Consider the following 15,639-nt stretch of genomic DNA (forward strand, 5'->3'; position numbering starts at 1 on the left):
AGGCAAGCCAGCTCCCACATTTTTGACCGTGCCCGCTGTAGCTTTTGATCTTGATGTTGCCTTTGCTTCACACCACTCAAGCCGGCCTGTAGGCCGCTGTGCTGTTGATCTGCTTTTGATCTTGATCTTGGGCGCCCCGTTAAACCACGCTGGCCGAACGCAGGTAGTACGGAGCGGGTAAACCGGCAGGACGCCGGTTTAGCCGCGACGGGGCAGGGACGCCCCGTCGCGGCGGCCCGCGCAGTAGTACCGGAGAGAGGGCACACCGAGCCTGAGCGAGGTGCCGAGTGGTGGGGCAAGAGCGTTTTGCTTACTTTTGCGCTTTTCAAAAGTGAGCCGCTGTAAGAGCGGAACCCATATCAGCCATCACCCAAATAACGGATATGCCCCCGATCTACCACCCCCGCAACCGCTCCCAAACCTGCACATCCCCGTTCTCCAACAACGCGCTGTAGCTGCCGAACTGCGTCCCCGTAGCACACGCATGGTTAGGCAAAACCCTCAGCCGCGTCCCCAGCGGAAACCGCTCAACCACATCCACCGAAACGCCGTCGAACCAAGCCACCCCATGCTCCTGATTCGCGCTGCCCACCACCAACCCCTCAATCACCTCACCGCCCTCGGTACACACCTGCCCGTACCCAAAATCCCGCTTCTGCGACTGCGTCCCACGGTCCCGACTCATCGCCATCCACCCCGCATCGGTAATGATCCAGCCTTTCTCCGGCTGATGGCCGATCACCGTAGTCAGCACACTCAACGCCAGCTCATCAACGCGGCACACCCCAACGTTATGCATCACCAAATCAAAAAACGCATAAACCCCGGCCCGTAGCTCAGTCACACCCTCCAGGCTGACCGCCGACAGCGCCGTCGGCGTCGAACCCACACTCACCTGCGAACAAGGCAAACCCGCCCCCCGAATCACCTCGGCCGCCGCCACACAGCGCGCCCGTTCCTGCTCGGCAATCGCCCGCAACGCCTCAGGCGTATCCAGCCCGTAGCTTTCCCCGGCATGGGTCAACACCCCGGCAAGCATCCCGCCGCCATGCAGCAGCCTGGCGATCTCCAGCAACAGCGGATCCTGAGGCTTCACCCCGGACCGGTGCCCATCACAGTCAATCTCAACCAGCACCGCAAAAACCTCACCCCGCAGCGCGCCAAACTCGACAATCGCCCGGGCCCCGGCAAGGCTGTCGGTGATCAGCGTCAGCGCACACCCCTGACGACGCAACGCCAACGCCTGGGGCAATTTATGCGGCGCCATTGCCACCGCATACAGAACGTCGCGAATGCCGAGGTCGAAAAAATACTCGGCCTCCTTCAACGTCGAAACCGTAATCCCCGTGGCCCCTGCAGCGATTTGCGCCGCCACCACCCCGGCGCATTTATGGGTCTTCACATGGGGCCGCAAGCTCACCCCCAAGTCGTCGGCGCGCCGCTGCATATGCAGGATATTGCGCTGCATCCGGCTCACATCCAGCAAAGCGGTCGGGGTATCCATCGTGCACACTCCAAAAGGTAAATTGACGGTCTATCCAGTACTGGATATGTTGTCTGAATGAAAAAACACACTCCCGAACAAGCGGCCCTGATCAGCCAACTCGAACAGATTGCCGAAGGCCTGAGCAAGACCTTCAGCCCGTTTTGCGAGGTCGTGCTGCACGACCTGCGCGACCCGCAGCACGCAATCATGGCCATCCACAACAACCTCTCCGGGCGCCAGCCGGGAGACCCTGCGACCGAGCTGGGCCTGGCGCGGATTGCCGATCCCGAGTACCCGCAGGTGATCGCCAACTACCAGAACCAGTTCGCCGATGGCCGCCAGGTCAAGAGCACTTCCATCGGTATCAAGGACTCCACCGGCAAGTACGTCGCGGCTTTGTGCATGAACGTCGACCTCTCGTTGTTCCGTGGCTTGCAGGGCATGCTGGAACAGTTCGGCTCGGTCAGCGGCGACCGGCCCGCCGAGTCTCTCGATCCGTCCGGTGCCGATGCCATTCGTGCGCGTATCGACCAGTTCGCCGCACGCCTGGCGACCACGCCACGTGCGCTGAAGGCCGCCGACCGCCGCTTGCTGATGCAAGAACTCAAGGACGCCGGCGTGATGGACATTCGACGGGCCATGGAAACGGTTGCCTCGCACCTTGGTGTCTCGCGGGCGGCGGTCTACACCTACGCCAAATGACCTACGCCGAACGCGCCACGGCTTCGATTTCAATCAGGTAGCCGTGGTGCAGTTCCGGCACCGGCACCACGGCTCGGGCAGGGCGGTGATCCCCCAGCGCGGCGGCGTACAAACCGTCAAATTCAGGCCAGTGTTTTACCCCCACCACATACACCGTGACTTTCACCAGGTCTGCGGGTGAGCCGCCTGCGGCCTTCAAAATCGCCAACAGATTGTCCAGCGCCACTTGAGCCTGTTCGGCAAACGACGCATCAATGTTGTGGCGCCCATCCGGGCTCACCGGCAATTGCCCGGAGATGTAGAGCGTGCCCTGATGGCTGACGGCCTGGGCGTAGTGACCGGCAGGCTGGGAGGCAGTGGGTGTGTGGTGAATCTTCATGATCGGCAGTGCTCAGGCAATGGCAGGCAGCAGGAAACCGTGTGGCAAGCACGCTCGCCACAGTCGGGTTCATTGTTTTTTGTTGGAAGGCTTAGCCCTGTAGCAGGCTCGCGTACTTCTCGATATCGACGTTGCCGCCCGTCACGATGATGCCCACGCGCTGGCCCTTGAATTGATCCTTCACGTTGCGCAACGCCGCGAGACCCAGGCAGCCGGTGGGCTCCACCACCATTTTCATGCGCTGCATGAAGAACTTCATCGCCGCCACCAACTCGGCGTCGGAGACGGTGAGGATGTCAGTGACCTGCTCGCGAATGATCGGAAAGGTGTGGTTGCCCAGATGCTGGGTCTGGGCGCCGTCGGCGATGGTGGCGGGAGTGTCGATGTGCACGATGCTGCCGGTCTGGAAGGAGCGCTGGCCGTCATTTCCGGCTTCGGGCTCGACCCCGTACAGTAGGCAATCGGGCGACAGCGCGCGGGTGGCCAATGCCGTGCCGGAGAGCATGCCGCCACCGCCCAGGCCAACAAACAAGGCGTTCAGGGGGCCGGTGAATTCCAGCAGCTCCTTGGCGGCAGTGCCCTGGCCGGCGAGTACGTCCGGGTGGTCGTAGGAAGGAATCAGGGTCATGCCGTGCTGCTCGGCCAGGGTGCGGCCGATCTGTTCGCGGTCTTCGGTGATGCGGTCGTAGAACACCACGGTCGCGCCGTACTCCCGGGTGGCGGCGACCTTGGCGGCCGGTGCGTCGGTGGGCATTACGAGGGTGGCCGGCATCTGCAACAGGCGCGCGGCCAGCGCGATGCCCTGGGCGTGATTGCCCGAGGAAAACGCCACCACACCGGCTTTGCGCTGCGCCTCGTCAAACCGTGAAAGCGCATTGAACGCGCCGCGAAACTTGAACGAACCGGTGCGTTGCAGGTTTTCGCACTTGATGAACACCTGGGCCCCGGTCTCGGCGTCGAGGGTGCGCGAGGTGAACACCGGCGTGCGGTTGGCGAAGCCCTCCAGGCGTCCGGCGGCTTTGATCACGTCATGGTACGAAGACAGTTGCATGGAAAGGACCTCTGAAAATGAACCGGGCACGGGCGCATTGCATTTGCTGTCTGGATAAAATATCCAGAACTATACAAAATGTAAAGCGCTGCATGCCCAGGGTTTTCAGTGCCCGACCAGCTCCTCCAGCAACTGCTCTTTGTAGCCTTGCAATACCGATGAGCTGCGCTCCCTCGGATGCGGCAAGTCCACCCGGATTTCATGTTTGATTCGTCCTGGGTGGGCATCCATCACGATCACCCGGTCCCCCAGGTACAACGCCTCTTCGATGTCATGGGTGACCATGATCACCGTGCAGCGCTGCTGCACCCAGATCCGTTGCAGTTCGCGCTGCAAATGCACCCGGGTCAGGGCATCGAGGGCGCCCAGTGGTTCATCGAGCAACAGCACCTTGGGTGTGTTGATCAGCGCCCGGGCGATCGCCGCACGTTGCGCCATGCCGCCGGAGAGCTGGTGGGGGTAGGCGTTTTCGAAGCCGGTGAGGTTGACCAGGGCGATGTGTTCGGCCACCTGCCGATCCTTTTCGGCCTGGGCCAGTTTGTGATTTTTCAGGGCCAGGGCGATGTTCTGGCTGACGGTCATCCACGGGAACAGGCGGTGGTCCTGGAACACAATGCCGCGCTCCAGGCTGGTGGCGGCAATGCGTTGGCCGTCCAGCAGGATGTCGCCTTCGTACTCGGCCTCCAGCCCGACAATCAGCCGCAGCAAGGTGGATTTTCCGCAGCCGCTGGCGCCGACGATGCTGACAAACTCCCCGGGGCGCACGTCGAGGTTGATGTTGTGCAACACCGGCAGCGGCTTGCCTTCGATCCGGTAGGCCTTGGTCAGGCCGCGAATCTGCAGGGCGCCGGTCTGCACGGCGGTGTGGAGGGCGTGGTGGGCGATTGCGTTCATGTTCATGGCCTTCAACGAAGATTGCGCCAGCGCAGCACGTGGCGGCTGAGGCGGGTAAACAGCAGGTTCATCAGGTAGCCCAGCAGGCCGATGCACAGCACGCTGAGCACGATCACTTCCATGCGCGAGCCGGCCTCGGCGTTCATCATCAGGTTGCCCAGGCCGGCGCCGGAGGACAGGAACAGTTCGCTCCCGATGGCGGTGACCCAGGCGAAGGCGAGGGCATGCAGCACGCCGGTGGCGATACTCGGCAGCGCCGCCGGCAGCAGCACATGCACGAACTGCTGCACCGGGCTGAGCACCAGCACCTGGCCGACTTCACGATAACGCCGCTCCACATGGCTGAAGCCCTGGTAGGTGTTGAGCACCATCGGGTAGAAGGCCGCGAGGCTGACGATCAGCACCTTGGAAAATTCGCCATTGCCGAACCACATGGCAATCAGCGGAATCCAGCCCAGCATCGGCACTTGGCGGATCGAATGGAACAACGGGCCGATCAAACGGTTGGCCACGCCGGACAGCGCCATCAGCACCCCCAGCACCACGCCGAACAGGATGCCCAGGGCCAGGCCACTGCTGGTGCGGGCCAGGCTGGCCAGCAGGTTGACCAGCAGCTCGCCGTTGCCGAGCATCTCCAGCAACGCCGAGCCAATCGCCGACAGCGGCACGAAGGCATACGCGCCGGCCGCGTCCTGGCGCGAGGCGTATTCCCAGGCGAGGATCAACAACAGTGGCAGCAACAGGCCGCGGGACTTTTTCAAGAGGTTCATGCCGGGCTCCTAGCGGGTTTGCCAGCGAAACAGCCGCTGTTCCAGTGAGCGAAAGCCAAAGTCGAGGGCAAAACCGATCACCCCGGTGACCACCACGCCCACCATCACCACGTCGATGCGCAGCATCTGCCGGGCCATCTCGATCATTTGCCCCAGGCCGCTGTCGGCCGCCAGCAACTCGGTGGCCACCAGCACCACCCAGGCGCGGGTCAGGCTGATGCGAAAACCGGTGATGATCGGCGGCGCGGCAGCGGGCAGGGCGATGCGCCAGACGAAGGTCGGCCAGCGCAGGCGGTACACGTCGGCCACTTCGAAGTAGCTGCGGGGAATGCCCTTGACCCCCTCGCTGGCGGCCAGGGCCACCGGGAAAAACGCGGTCTTGGCGACGATGATGATCTTGAAGGTTTCATCAATGCCGAACAGCAGCACAAACATCGGGATCAGCGCGATGCTGGGGATCTGGCGCAGGGTGTGGAACAGCGGCGCGCAATACACCTCGACGTTCTTGGACAAGGCCATCAGCACGCCAAAGGCCAGGCCGCACAGCGAACCGATGCCAAAGCCCAGGCCGAGGCGCGACAGGCTGTTGCCCAGGTGTTCCGCGAGTTCGCCGCTGGCGAGCAGTTCTTCGAAGGTGTGCAGGACCTGGGCCGGCGGTACCAGCAGGTTGCGCGGGAAGATCCCGAGGTGCGCCACCAGCGTCCAGGTGGCGAGCAGGGCCAGGGGCGAGATGAGCCAGGTCAGGGCAGTCAGTAATCGGTAGGGGCGCATGGCGGGTCTTATTTCAGCGAAGTACTGGGTGAGCATCGCAAGACATGTGCCAGTGAACACAACAGGGGAGAACAATGAAGGCCAAAGGTGGGAGCTGGCTTGCCTGCGATGACGGTGGGCCAGTAAACATTGAGGCTGGCTGATCCACCGTCATCGCAGGCAAGCCAGCTCCCACAATGGATGGGTGTACATCCGAATGCCCGAATGATGCCTGGCCAACAATGGGGTGCTGCTCCAGCAACACCCCATCAGCAATCCCCTCAGAAGTCGTAGCTCACACTGGTGTAGTAAAACGCACCCTGCGCACCTTCAGGACTGGTGATCGAGTAGATCGGCACACCGTACAACTGCGCGCCGGAAGCCTTGTCCGGGTGGGTATTGAACAGGTTGGTCGCGCCGGCGGAAAGCTTGATCCCCTTGCCGAGGTTGTAGGACACGTCCAGGTCGGTGACCCATTGCGGGCTGAAGGTCTGGTCGAGGTTGGGGTTGGCGGCGTTGAGGCTTTTCCATTCGCCATAACGGCGCTGGGCCACGGTGACGCCCCATTGTTCATAGGCCCAGTTGGCGCTGAGGGTCAGCTTGTAGTCCGGTGTACCGTGTTCGATCAGGCCTTGGGTGGTGCGGCCGATGATCTGGTTGCCGGCGATGTTGCCGACGTTGCGCAGGTCGGTGATTTGCGTGCGGTTACGCGCGTAGCCGGCATTGAAGTTCACCCGGCCCCATTGCTGCAGATTGAGTTTGTAGTTGCCGGTCAGCTCGATACCGTCGGTGCGGGTGTCGGCGATGTTGGTGTAGAACGCCGCGCTCTGGATATTGGCGTAAGGCGTGCCGGCGAAGATCGGCGAGACCACCGAGGCGGGTAATTGGTCGGAGAGCGTGATGCGGTTATTGATGTTGATGCGGTAGGCATCCACCGTTACCGATGCGTTATCCAGCGGTTGCCAGACCAGGCCCAGCGAGTAGTTGGTCGACTCTTCAGGCTTGAGCTGCGTGCCGCCCAGGGCCTGGGCTTCCGGGCTGTTGGCGCGCAGCGTGCGCTGTTGCACCTCGACGTAGTTGCCGCTGCCCGGCGGCTGCTCCACCACCTGCACACTGAACGACGACATGCCGCTCTGGGCCAGGGACGGCGCACGATAGCCGGTGCTGGCGCTGGCCCGTGCGGCGATCTGCGGGGTGAAATCGTAGCGCAGCGACAGCTTGCCGTTGGTGGTGTCACCAAAGTCCGAATAGTGTTCGGTGCGCACTGCAACGCCGGCCTGGAACTTCTCGGTGACCTGGCCTTCGACATCCACATATGCGCCCAGCACCTTGCGTTGCAGCGAGGCGGCATCCACCGGGGTGATCCCCGAGTAATACCCGGCAAGCCGGCGCCCGGTCACCGGGTCGATGGTGTTGAACAGCGGGCCATTTTGCGACGCCGCCGGCGCGCCTGCGCTCAATTGGTAGTTCTCCTGGCGCCAGGCAAGGCCTGCGGAAACGGTCAATGGCTTGAACAGCAAGTCGGTGGGGAAATTCCGTACCCAGTCCAGGGTCACGTTGGTCTGGTCGTTCTTGCGCTCGCCGGTGTAGATCGTCGCCGGGCTGTTGGTACCCCAGCTGGGGTTGATCGCGTTGTAGTCGGTGGACTTGACGATGTTGGTGCCGTGGTTCAGCGCCAGGTCGAACTTGCCCAACTGCTCGTTTTCATAACGCAGGCCGCCGGTGGCAGCATAGTCTTCCAGGGTGTAGCGGGTGATCGGCAAACGCCCGTCCGGGTAGCGCTGCAAGGAAACGCTGCCGTAGTTGTTGTACAGCGCGGTGGGCGGGTCGAAGAAACCGGTGGAGTCGGTGTTCTTGTGGGAGTAGGTGGCAAAGCCGTAGGCGGTCAGCCCCTCGCCAACGCCCATCTCGCTGTTGGCCAGGAAGTTGTACTGGTCGGAGACACTGTTGGAGCCCCAGTTCCAGGTGCGGTAGCGGTTGTTCTGTTCGCGCGGTGTGTTGACGCTGGTATCGCCGCGATAAAAGATCCGGTTGTCCGGGTTGGTGTCGCTGGCCGGGTCCTGGCTGCCGGCATCGAAACTCAGGGTCAGGAAGCCGTCGTTGGGCAGCTCGAAGCCTTTCCAGCCGCTGTACTTGCGTTGCATGCCGTCGCCCTTGTTGTAGCCACCGAAGCGATAGCCGACGTTGCCGCCGTCGTCCTTTTGCTTGAGCACGATGTTGATCACCCCGGCGATGGCATCGGAGCCATATTGGGCGGCGGCGCCGTCGCGCAGGATCTCCACGTGGTCGATCGCGCTCAACGGGATCAGGCTCAAGTCCACCGCCGCCGCGCCCCGGCCGTTGGCGAGGCTTTGGCGGGTGATGTTGGCGCTGGTGTGGCGGCGCTTGCCATCCACCAGCACCAGCACCTGATCGGACGCCAGGCCGCGCAGCGAGGCGCCTTGGGCGATGGACCCGGCGAACGCGCCTTGAGGCGACTGCGGGAAGCTGAAGGACGGCGACAGCGCGGTCAGGGCGCCGGACAGGTCGGCAGCGCCGGTTTGCTGCAACTGCTCGCCGCTCAGCACATCCACCGGCGCGGCGCTTTGCAGGGCGGTGACATCGCTGCGACGGGTACCGAGTACCACCACGGTGTCGAGGCTGTCGTTCTTGGCGGTGGGCTGCGTATCGGCGGCTACAGCGGGCACGGCAAGGCTGCCCATGACCAGCGCGATGGCGCCGGCCAACGGAGTACGTTGGAACATAGAAAGGTCCTTTCGAAGAGTATTGGCGATGGCGGGCCGGACGCTATGGTTCAAACAAAGAAGGTCAACTGTGGGAGCTGGCTTGCCTGCGATGATGGCGGCACAGCCACATAGTGGTTGGCTGACCCACCGCTATCGCAGGCAAGCCAGCTCCCACATTTGATCTCCGGCGTTTGGTGAATAGTGTCCGGCGGCTGAAGTTAGAAGCGGCTGGTCACGCTCAGCCCCACGGTGCGCGGGTCGCCATAGGTGATCACGTACTGCCCCAATCCACCGTTTGGCCGGCCATGCACCTGGTAGCGGCGATCGGTGAGGTTGTTCACAAACCCGGTGACGCTGAGTTTTTCGTCGGCGCTGTACCAGGTCAGGCGGCTGTTGGCCAAGGTGTAGTGCGGTTGGCTCAAGTCCTTGTCGGCGCTGCTCTGGCGGTCGGCGAGGAAGTACTCCTTGTCGCGGAAACTCACGTCGGCACCGGCCACCAGCTTGCCGCCGATCTCCAGCGGGATGGTGTAGTCGCCACCCAGGGACACCACGTTGCGCGGCGAGCGCACGAAGCTGTTGCCGCTGTAGTCACCGGTGACCGCACCGGTGTTGGGGTTGGTGTTCTTGAAGTCGGTGTATTCGGAGTCAAGGAACGAAATCGCCGCCCGCAGGTGCAGGTAGTCGGTGGGCTGGCCTTCCAGTTCCAGCTCGGCACCCTTGACCTTGCCTTTGGCGCCGTTGGTCAGCGCGGTGGTCAGTACGCCGTTGTTGACGGTCAGCAGGTTGACCTGAATGTCCGAGTAGTCGTAGTAGAAGATGTTCGCGTTGGCCGTCAGGCGGTGGTTGAACCACTCGGACTTGACGCCGAATTCGTAGGCGTCGAGTTGTTCCGGGTCCACCGTGGTCAGTTGCGACAGGCTGGTGGACAGCCCGGTGTTGAAGCCGCCCGAACGGAAGCCGTGGGCATAGCGGAAGAACACCCGCACGTTGTCGTTGATCCGGTATTCCGGGGTCAGGTCATAGGTCCAGGCTTCCCAGGTCTTGTCTTCCTGACGGTTGCCGTTGGTGCCGACGCCCGCCAGGGGAATCAGCGGGCCGTTGGCGGTGGCGCGGGTCAACTGGGTGAGGTTGAGGTCGATGTCTTTCTTTTCCTGGGTCCAGCGCAGGCCACCGGTCACGCTGAAATTGTCGGTGAGGTCGTAGGTCAGGTTGCCAAACAGCGCGTAGCTGTCGGTGGTGTGGTTGTAGTTCAGGTCACGAAAATCTGTCGCGCCGTTGATTTGGTTGGAGCCGGTGCCATTGGGTGTCGGGCCCGGGGCGATAAAGCGTCCGGCGCTGCTGTCCAGGTCTTCATGGAAATAGTGCGCACCGGCCAGCCAGCGCAGGGTTTCCTGCTGGGGCGAGGCCAGGCGGATTTCCTGGGAGTACTGGGTGTATTTGTTGTCGGCGGTGGAGGTGCCGTTGACCTCGTAAGGTGTGTAGTCGGCATCACCGCTGGACTGGCCACGGATGTAGTCGTAGGCGCTGATGGACGTCAGGGTGTAGTCGCCCAGGTGCCAGTTGAGGGTCAGCGACGTGCCGTCGTGGTTGAGCTTGGAGTCGTCGTCCACGTTCAGCGCAATATTGCGTCCGGCGGGGCGCGTGTAGCCCACGTTGTAGTAACGCCCGAGGGTCAGCGCACCGTTGGCGCCGTCGCCCTTGAACTCGCGGCTGTGGATCTTCCACAGCGCATCCAGGTCCGGGTTGAGCTGGGCGAAGAATTGCAGGCGCACGGCCTTCTTGTTGACGTCTCCGTAGGTGTGATCGTCGATCAGGTTTTTCTGGAAGCCGTCGCGCTCCTCGGAGTACAGCGAGATCCGTGCCGCGAGTTTTTCCGGCACCAGGGTGCCACCGATGGCTCCGTTCACGATGCGCTCGTTCTTGCTGCCAAAGCCGATCGTGCCGTAGCCATCGGTGTCGAAGGTCGGCTTCTTCGAGATGATATTGACCGCGCCCGCGGTGGTGTTCTTGCCATACAGCGTGCCCTGGGGGCCGCGCAGAATCTCGATGCGTTCGAGGTCAAACAGCGGGCCGCCACCGGCAATCGGTGCGTTCAGGTACACGTCATCGGCGTAGATGCCCACCGGGTACACGGTGGCCGCGCCGGTGTCGCCGGTGCCCAGGCCACGGATGTACCAGCGTGGTCGACCGTCGCCGTCGGGGTTCTTCGCCGAGGCGTTGGGAATAAAGGTGGTGATGTCGCCCATCGAGCGTACGCCGTCGGCAATGATACTGGTGCCCTGGACCGCCGATACCGCCACTGGAACCTCTTGCAGGGTTTCTTCCCGGTGTTGTGCGGTGACGGTCACGGTCTTGAGCGACGGCTCGGTGTTGCTGGCGTCGTTTTCGGCTGCTTCGGCGGCCAATAAAGGTTCACTGGCGGTGCCGCCTGCCAGCAGTAAAGCGAGCCACAGGCCCTTGGTGATCGGATTAAGTGTGTGCATGAAATCTCCCCCGGAAAAGTTTCCTTGAAGGGGCTAGAGCAGAGATCGTGCCAAGCAGATTTCAGGGTCGATACATGATTGTAAGGTATTGATATATAACGATTAAAAAAATAAATAAGCGGGCGTTTTCGACCAATTGAAAGCGCAGCCGAAGGCCGCTTGAAAAGCGTGTCGAAGATTCAGCAGAAGTTGCTTGGAGGGTGCTGCTGGAGCAGCAGGGGAAGTGTTGCCAGGCAAGCACCGCAGGAGCCGGCAAGCCGGCTCCTGCAGAGGGGTTAGACGGCCACGCGAGAGGTGGAGCCGATGACCTTTTCCAGCACGCTGAAATCAATCCAGTCGCGTACATCGAAGCGCCGTGGAATGAAGTTCCAGCGATGCAGGAAATCGGTGAAGTCCTGCAAGGCTTCGATGGAGCGTGAGTCCAGTGTGGTACGCAGCCGGCGATGGGCATCTTCGCCATAGGCCGCGGTCACCCAGTACTCGCTGGTGTTGAGTTCCTGGGCCAGGAAACGCCGGGTTTCGTCCGGATTCGCCCAGGCCCATTGCTCGGTACGCAGCACGGTGTCGACGATTTTCACGCTGGCGTCGAAGTGCTCCTGCAACAGGTTGATGTCCACCGTCAGGGTACGCGGCGTACCGTTGTTGGAACGGATCAGCGGGTCCGGGTGCGAGCCGGTGTCCACCACCACATGCAAGCCAAACTCGTTGGCCAGGTGCACGGCGTGGGCACCCTTGAGGAAGATCGCGTCGATATCACCGCGCAGCAGGCCGATCAGCTCGTTGTTGCGCCGGCTGAAGCGGCTCACCCCAAGGCTGGCCGGAGAACCGTAGACGTATTGCACCTGGTTGTCGCTGTAGGTGCCGCCGTAGGGATAGTCCACCAGCTCCACGTCCGAGACTTCCAGGCCTTCGAGCTTGAGGGCATTTTCCAGGCCGCGCAGGGCCTGGGCGCGGGTGAAGTCGATCTGCACGTTGGCCCATTTCGGCAGGCCGAAGCGCCGGTTTTTCAAGTCGCGCACGCTGCGCACACCGCTCTCGGCGGTGGTCAGGATCAACTGCACCTCGTCGCTCCACGACAGCCCCAGCACCCGGGTTTCCACGCCACTGGCATAGGCCCAGATCGCCGGGATGTTACCGCCATGACGCACCGAGTTTTTCAGGTGATGGTCGTAATGCGCTTCGCGAACTTCGCGCTCCGTGGACTCGCGCAACGACTGGATATTGGTGCCAAAAGGCAGGAAAGCCTCCGCCAGGCGGCCGGACTGCACCGCAATGCCGAGGCCGGTGGGAACCGGACTGTGGGTGTACCAGAGAGTATCGAGTGGTTTGCTCATAAGGGTCTTCGTTCAAATCCATGAAATAGGAAACCTTTGCAGGAGCCCGGCTTGCCGGCGATGAGGCCCGAAAGGTCATTGCCGCATTCAAGGCCGTCATCGCCGGCAAGCCGGCTCCTGCACGGGTTAGCCTGCCAGCGCGGTTTTGCCGTTCAAGAGTGCTTCCAGCGGCCGTGCATCAATCCATTCACGCACATCATAACTTTTCGGGATAAAGCGCCAGCGGTGCAGGAAATGCGTGAAGTCCTGCAGCGCGGCAATCGCCTGTTCATCGAGTTCGGTGCGCAGGCGCAAGTGGGCGTCGTTGCCATAGGCGGCGGTGACCCAATACTCACTGCTGTTGGTTTCCTGGGCCAGGTAGCGCCGGGTTTCCTCCGGGTGGGTGTGGGCCCATTGCTCGGCGCGCAGTACCGAATCGAGGATGCCGGTGGCCACGTCAAAGTGATTTTCCAGCAGGTTCAGGTCCACCGCCAGGGTGCGTGGCGTGCCGTTGTTGCTGCGGATCAGCGGGTCCGGGTGGGAGCCGGTGTCGATCACCGTGTGCAGGCCGAAATCATGAGCCTGCTGGGCGGCGTGGGCGCCCTTGAGGAAGATCGCATCGACCTCACCCCGCAGCAGGCCGATCAGCTCCAGGTTGCGTTCGCTGACTTTCTGCGTGACCGGCGTACCGGCGATATTGCGCACCGGGGTATCGCTGAAGGTGCCGCCGTAGCGGAAGTTCTTCAGCTTCACGTCGCCGACCTTCAGGCCTTCCAGTGACAGCGCATTTTCCAGCCCGCGCAGGGCCTGGGCGCGGGTGAAGTCGATCTGTGCGCCGGCCCAGTCCGGCAGGCCGAAGGTGCGGCCCTTGAGGTCCTTGACGGTTTTGATGCCGCTGTCCTGGCGGGTCAGGATCAGTTGCACTTCATCTGCCCACGAGAGCCCGATCACCCGGGTTTCCCGGCCTTGGGCGCGGGCCCAGATCGCCGGGATATTCCCGCCATGGCGTACCGAATTGCGCAGGGTGTGATCGAAGTGCGATTCGCGCACCGCTTTGTCATCGGACTCACGCAGCGACTGCACCTCGGTGCCCAGGGCACCTACGGTGTCTTGCAGCCAGCCTTTTTGCACCGCAATGCCCAGGCCGGTGGGCACGGGGCAGCGGGTGTACCAGAGCGTATCGAGAGGTTGGGTCATCAGGGGTTCTCCCACAGCGTTCAGGCGCTGGCTTTCAAAGGTTGGATGGCCGGGCGTTGGTGCACCAGCGGCAGGACTTCCTGGCCAATGCGCAACGCTTCTTCCAGGTGTGGATTGCCGGCGAGGATAAAGGTCGAGAAACCGGCGTCGCGGTACTCCACCAGGCGCTCGGCGATGTTCTGGTGGCTGCCGACCAGGCCCACGGTGGGGCCTGGCTTGGCCTTGGCAAACCCGGCCCACAGGTTGGGGCCGATGATCAGGTCGTCGAACCGGTCGACGTTCTGGTGGTACGCGGTCTGGCGCGCGCCGCCGACCGAATCCGAGCCGCTGGTAAAGCCCTTGGCGACCTGGCTGCTCTTGCCTTCGAGCTTGTCGAACTGGCGGCGCAGGTCCTTCCAGGCTTGCTCCTCGGTCTCCCGGGCGAACAGATCGACCCGCAGGCCGAAACGCACGGTGCGGCCTTGTTTGTCGGCCAATTCGCGTACGCGCTCGATGTGTGGCTTGAGCTTGTCGATGGGTTCGGCCCAGTTCAGGTACACGTCGGCGTGCTTGGCGGCGACGTCGAGGGCGGCGTCGGAGAAACCGGAGAAGTACACGCCGGGCTTGCGTTCGTGGTGCAGGCCGTGGGGCAGGGCGCCGTTTTCCAGTTGGTAGATATCGCCGTCGTAGGAGAATTTTTCGTTCTCCCAGAGGCCCTGGATGATGTCGAGGAATTCGCCGGTGCGCTTGTAGCGCAGGTCGTGTTCGAGGAAGTCACCGTTGGCGCGCTGGCTGGCGGGGTTGCCGCCGGTGATGATGTTCCATTCCACGCGGCCGCGGCTGAGGTTTTGCAGGATCGCGGCTTGTTGGGCTGCGTAGGCGGGCAGGGTCCAGGTGGCCTGGAAGGCGATCAGGAACTTGATGCGCCGGGTTTCCCGGGCCAGGGCGGCGGCGACGATCCACGGCTCGGGGCCGGTGGGCAGCAGGGCGCCTTCGAAACCGGCGAGTTCGGCGGCCTTGGCGACCTGGGCGATGTAGTCGATGTAGGTGAAGTCGTCGGGTTGGCCGTTGGGCAGGCGGCCCGGGGCGATATTGCCGGGGCGGTAGTCCGGGTTGCCCCGGTTGTGTTTGTCGGTGGTGAGTTGGGGGCCGTCGGTGCCCAGTGGCAGGCGCCAGAAGAATTCAGTGGTCATGGGTGCTCCGGAGTCAGTCGCGTGAGGTGCGGGGACCTTTTGGTATTGGGACTGCAACGGGCATGCCATGGGGGCTTGGGCCAATGGGGGCGGGGGTTTTGGGTTTTCTGGGTGGGTGGGGTGCGTCTGTAGCAACACTGGGTCAGCAGTGGGTGTTGGGGGTGAAGCACTCTGTGTACATATCCGTTGCTGCGGTAACGGCGGCTTAGGGTTTCGCTCTTACAGCGACTCACTTTGGAAAAACCCCAAAGTAAGCAAAGGGCTCTGCCCCGCCTGTCGGCACCTCGCCTAGGCTCGGTGTTCCCTCACTCCGGCGATGCTCCGCGGGCCGCCGCGATGGGCCATCCTTGGCCCAGCGCGGCTAAACCGGCGTCCTGCCGGTTTACCCGCTCCGCACCACCTGCGTTCGGCCTCGGGCTTATTGGGGCAGTCAGAGCCAGATCAAAATCAAAAGCAAGAGCACAGCGGCCTACAGGCCGGCTTGAGTGGTAGAAGCTAGATCAAAAGCCAGAGCGAAAACGAAATCTGAAACGGATGCAGCTCTGCTTTTCTGTGGGAGCTGGCTTGCCTGCGATGCAGACACCTCGGTTTTTCAGGTACACCCAGTTGATGCCATCGCAGGCAAGCCAGCTCCCACATTTGACCGTGCCCGCTGTAGATTTTGATCTTGATGTTGCCTTTGCTTCACACCACTCAAGCCGGCCTGTAGGCCGCTG

At 62.7% G+C, this 15,639-nt stretch carries 12 protein-coding genes; 1 reads left to right on the forward strand and 11 read right to left on the reverse strand.

The window, feature by feature from the left end; all coding sequences use genetic code 11:
* Nucleotides 1-394: 394 nt before the first annotated feature.
* Nucleotides 395-1,504 (reverse strand): alanine racemase, encoded by a 1,110-nt coding sequence (locus tag P3C29_RS27020; RefSeq protein ID WP_275965887.1) that lies wholly within the window; start codon nt 1,502-1,504, stop codon nt 395-397.
* A 57-nt stretch (nt 1,505-1,561) separates the two neighbouring features.
* Here P3C29_RS27020 and P3C29_RS27025 point away from each other — a divergent pair, with 57 nt between their 5' ends.
* Nucleotides 1,562-2,188, forward strand: a complete 627-nt coding sequence (locus P3C29_RS27025) for a PAS domain-containing protein (protein ID WP_010171318.1) — start codon at nt 1,562-1,564, stop codon at nt 2,186-2,188.
* A 1-nt stretch (nt 2,189) separates the two neighbouring features.
* On the opposite strand, the gene P3C29_RS27030 is transcribed toward P3C29_RS27025, so the two are convergent.
* The 10 genes from P3C29_RS27030 to P3C29_RS27075 form a co-directional block, all read right to left on the reverse strand.
* Nucleotides 2,190-2,567 (reverse strand): RidA family protein, encoded by a 378-nt coding sequence (locus tag P3C29_RS27030; RefSeq protein ID WP_010171316.1) that lies wholly within the window; start codon nt 2,565-2,567, stop codon nt 2,190-2,192.
* A 91-nt stretch (nt 2,568-2,658) separates the two neighbouring features.
* Nucleotides 2,659-3,618, reverse strand: a complete 960-nt coding sequence (locus tag P3C29_RS27035) for a threo-3-hydroxy-L-aspartate ammonia-lyase (protein ID WP_275965888.1) — start codon at nt 3,616-3,618, stop codon at nt 2,659-2,661.
* A 105-nt stretch (nt 3,619-3,723) separates the two neighbouring features.
* On the reverse strand, nt 3,724-4,512 hold the full coding sequence (locus P3C29_RS27040) for an ABC transporter ATP-binding protein (RefSeq protein ID WP_201124256.1): 789 nt from the start codon (nt 4,510-4,512) through the stop codon (nt 3,724-3,726).
* Between the two features lie 11 nt (nt 4,513-4,523).
* A complete protein-coding gene (locus P3C29_RS27045; protein WP_010171307.1) occupies nt 4,524-5,282 on the reverse strand; it encodes an ABC transporter permease in 759 nt (252 codons plus the stop codon).
* Between the two features lie 9 nt (nt 5,283-5,291).
* Complete coding sequence (locus tag P3C29_RS27050; protein ID WP_169388577.1) at nt 5,292-6,053, reverse strand: ABC transporter permease; 762 nt, start codon at nt 6,051-6,053, stop codon at nt 5,292-5,294.
* Between the two features lie 260 nt (nt 6,054-6,313).
* Nucleotides 6,314-8,776 carry a TonB-dependent receptor gene (locus tag P3C29_RS27055; RefSeq protein ID WP_275965889.1) on the reverse strand — a complete coding sequence of 821 codons (2,463 nt, stop codon included), beginning with the start codon at nt 8,774-8,776 and terminating at the stop codon, nt 6,314-6,316.
* 200 nt (nt 8,777-8,976) lie between these two features.
* Nucleotides 8,977-11,241, reverse strand: coding sequence for a TonB-dependent receptor (locus P3C29_RS27060; protein WP_010171301.1), 2,265 nt, complete (start codon nt 11,239-11,241; stop codon nt 8,977-8,979).
* Between the two features lie 275 nt (nt 11,242-11,516).
* Nucleotides 11,517-12,575, reverse strand: a complete 1,059-nt coding sequence (locus P3C29_RS27065; protein ID WP_003212534.1) for an ABC transporter substrate-binding protein — start codon at nt 12,573-12,575, stop codon at nt 11,517-11,519.
* 126 nt (nt 12,576-12,701) lie between these two features.
* The gene (locus tag P3C29_RS27070) at nt 12,702-13,751 is read right to left on the reverse strand and encodes an ABC transporter substrate-binding protein (RefSeq protein WP_201124250.1); all 1,050 of its coding nucleotides are present in this window, start codon (nt 13,749-13,751) and stop codon (nt 12,702-12,704) included.
* Between the two features lie 20 nt (nt 13,752-13,771).
* Nucleotides 13,772-14,923, reverse strand: a complete 1,152-nt coding sequence (locus P3C29_RS27075) for an LLM class flavin-dependent oxidoreductase (RefSeq protein WP_169388574.1) — start codon at nt 14,921-14,923, stop codon at nt 13,772-13,774.
* Nucleotides 14,924-15,639: the final 716 nt, after the last annotated feature.

The organism is Pseudomonas sp. 1912-s, from assembly GCF_029269205.1.
Taxonomy (GTDB): Bacteria; Pseudomonadota; Gammaproteobacteria; order Pseudomonadales; family Pseudomonadaceae; genus Aquipseudomonas.

Excerpts from the sequence above, each read along its gene's own strand:
- P3C29_RS27020 (WP_275965887.1), bottom strand. The coding sequence starts at position 1,504 with ATGGATACCCCGACCGCTTTGCTGGATGTGAGCCGGATGCAGCGCAAT.
- P3C29_RS27025 (WP_010171318.1), top strand. The coding sequence starts at position 1,562 with ATGAAAAAACACACTCCCGAACAAGCGGCCCTGATCAGCCAACTCGAA.
- P3C29_RS27030 (WP_010171316.1), bottom strand. The coding sequence starts at position 2,567 with ATGAAGATTCACCACACACCCACTGCCTCCCAGCCTGCCGGTCACTAC.
- P3C29_RS27035 (WP_275965888.1), bottom strand. The coding sequence starts at position 3,618 with ATGCAACTGTCTTCGTACCATGACGTGATCAAAGCCGCCGGACGCCTG.
- P3C29_RS27040 (WP_201124256.1), bottom strand. The coding sequence starts at position 4,512 with ATGAACGCAATCGCCCACCACGCCCTCCACACCGCCGTGCAGACCGGC.
- P3C29_RS27045 (WP_010171307.1), bottom strand. The coding sequence starts at position 5,282 with ATGAACCTCTTGAAAAAGTCCCGCGGCCTGTTGCTGCCACTGTTGTTG.
- P3C29_RS27050 (WP_169388577.1), bottom strand. The coding sequence starts at position 6,053 with ATGCGCCCCTACCGATTACTGACTGCCCTGACCTGGCTCATCTCGCCC.
- P3C29_RS27055 (WP_275965889.1), bottom strand. The coding sequence starts at position 8,776 with ATGTTCCAACGTACTCCGTTGGCCGGCGCCATCGCGCTGGTCATGGGC.
- P3C29_RS27060 (WP_010171301.1), bottom strand. The coding sequence starts at position 11,241 with ATGCACACACTTAATCCGATCACCAAGGGCCTGTGGCTCGCTTTACTG.
- P3C29_RS27065 (WP_003212534.1), bottom strand. The coding sequence starts at position 12,575 with ATGAGCAAACCACTCGATACTCTCTGGTACACCCACAGTCCGGTTCCC.
- P3C29_RS27070 (WP_201124250.1), bottom strand. The coding sequence starts at position 13,751 with ATGACCCAACCTCTCGATACGCTCTGGTACACCCGCTGCCCCGTGCCC.
- P3C29_RS27075 (WP_169388574.1), bottom strand. The coding sequence starts at position 14,923 with ATGACCACTGAATTCTTCTGGCGCCTGCCACTGGGCACCGACGGCCCC.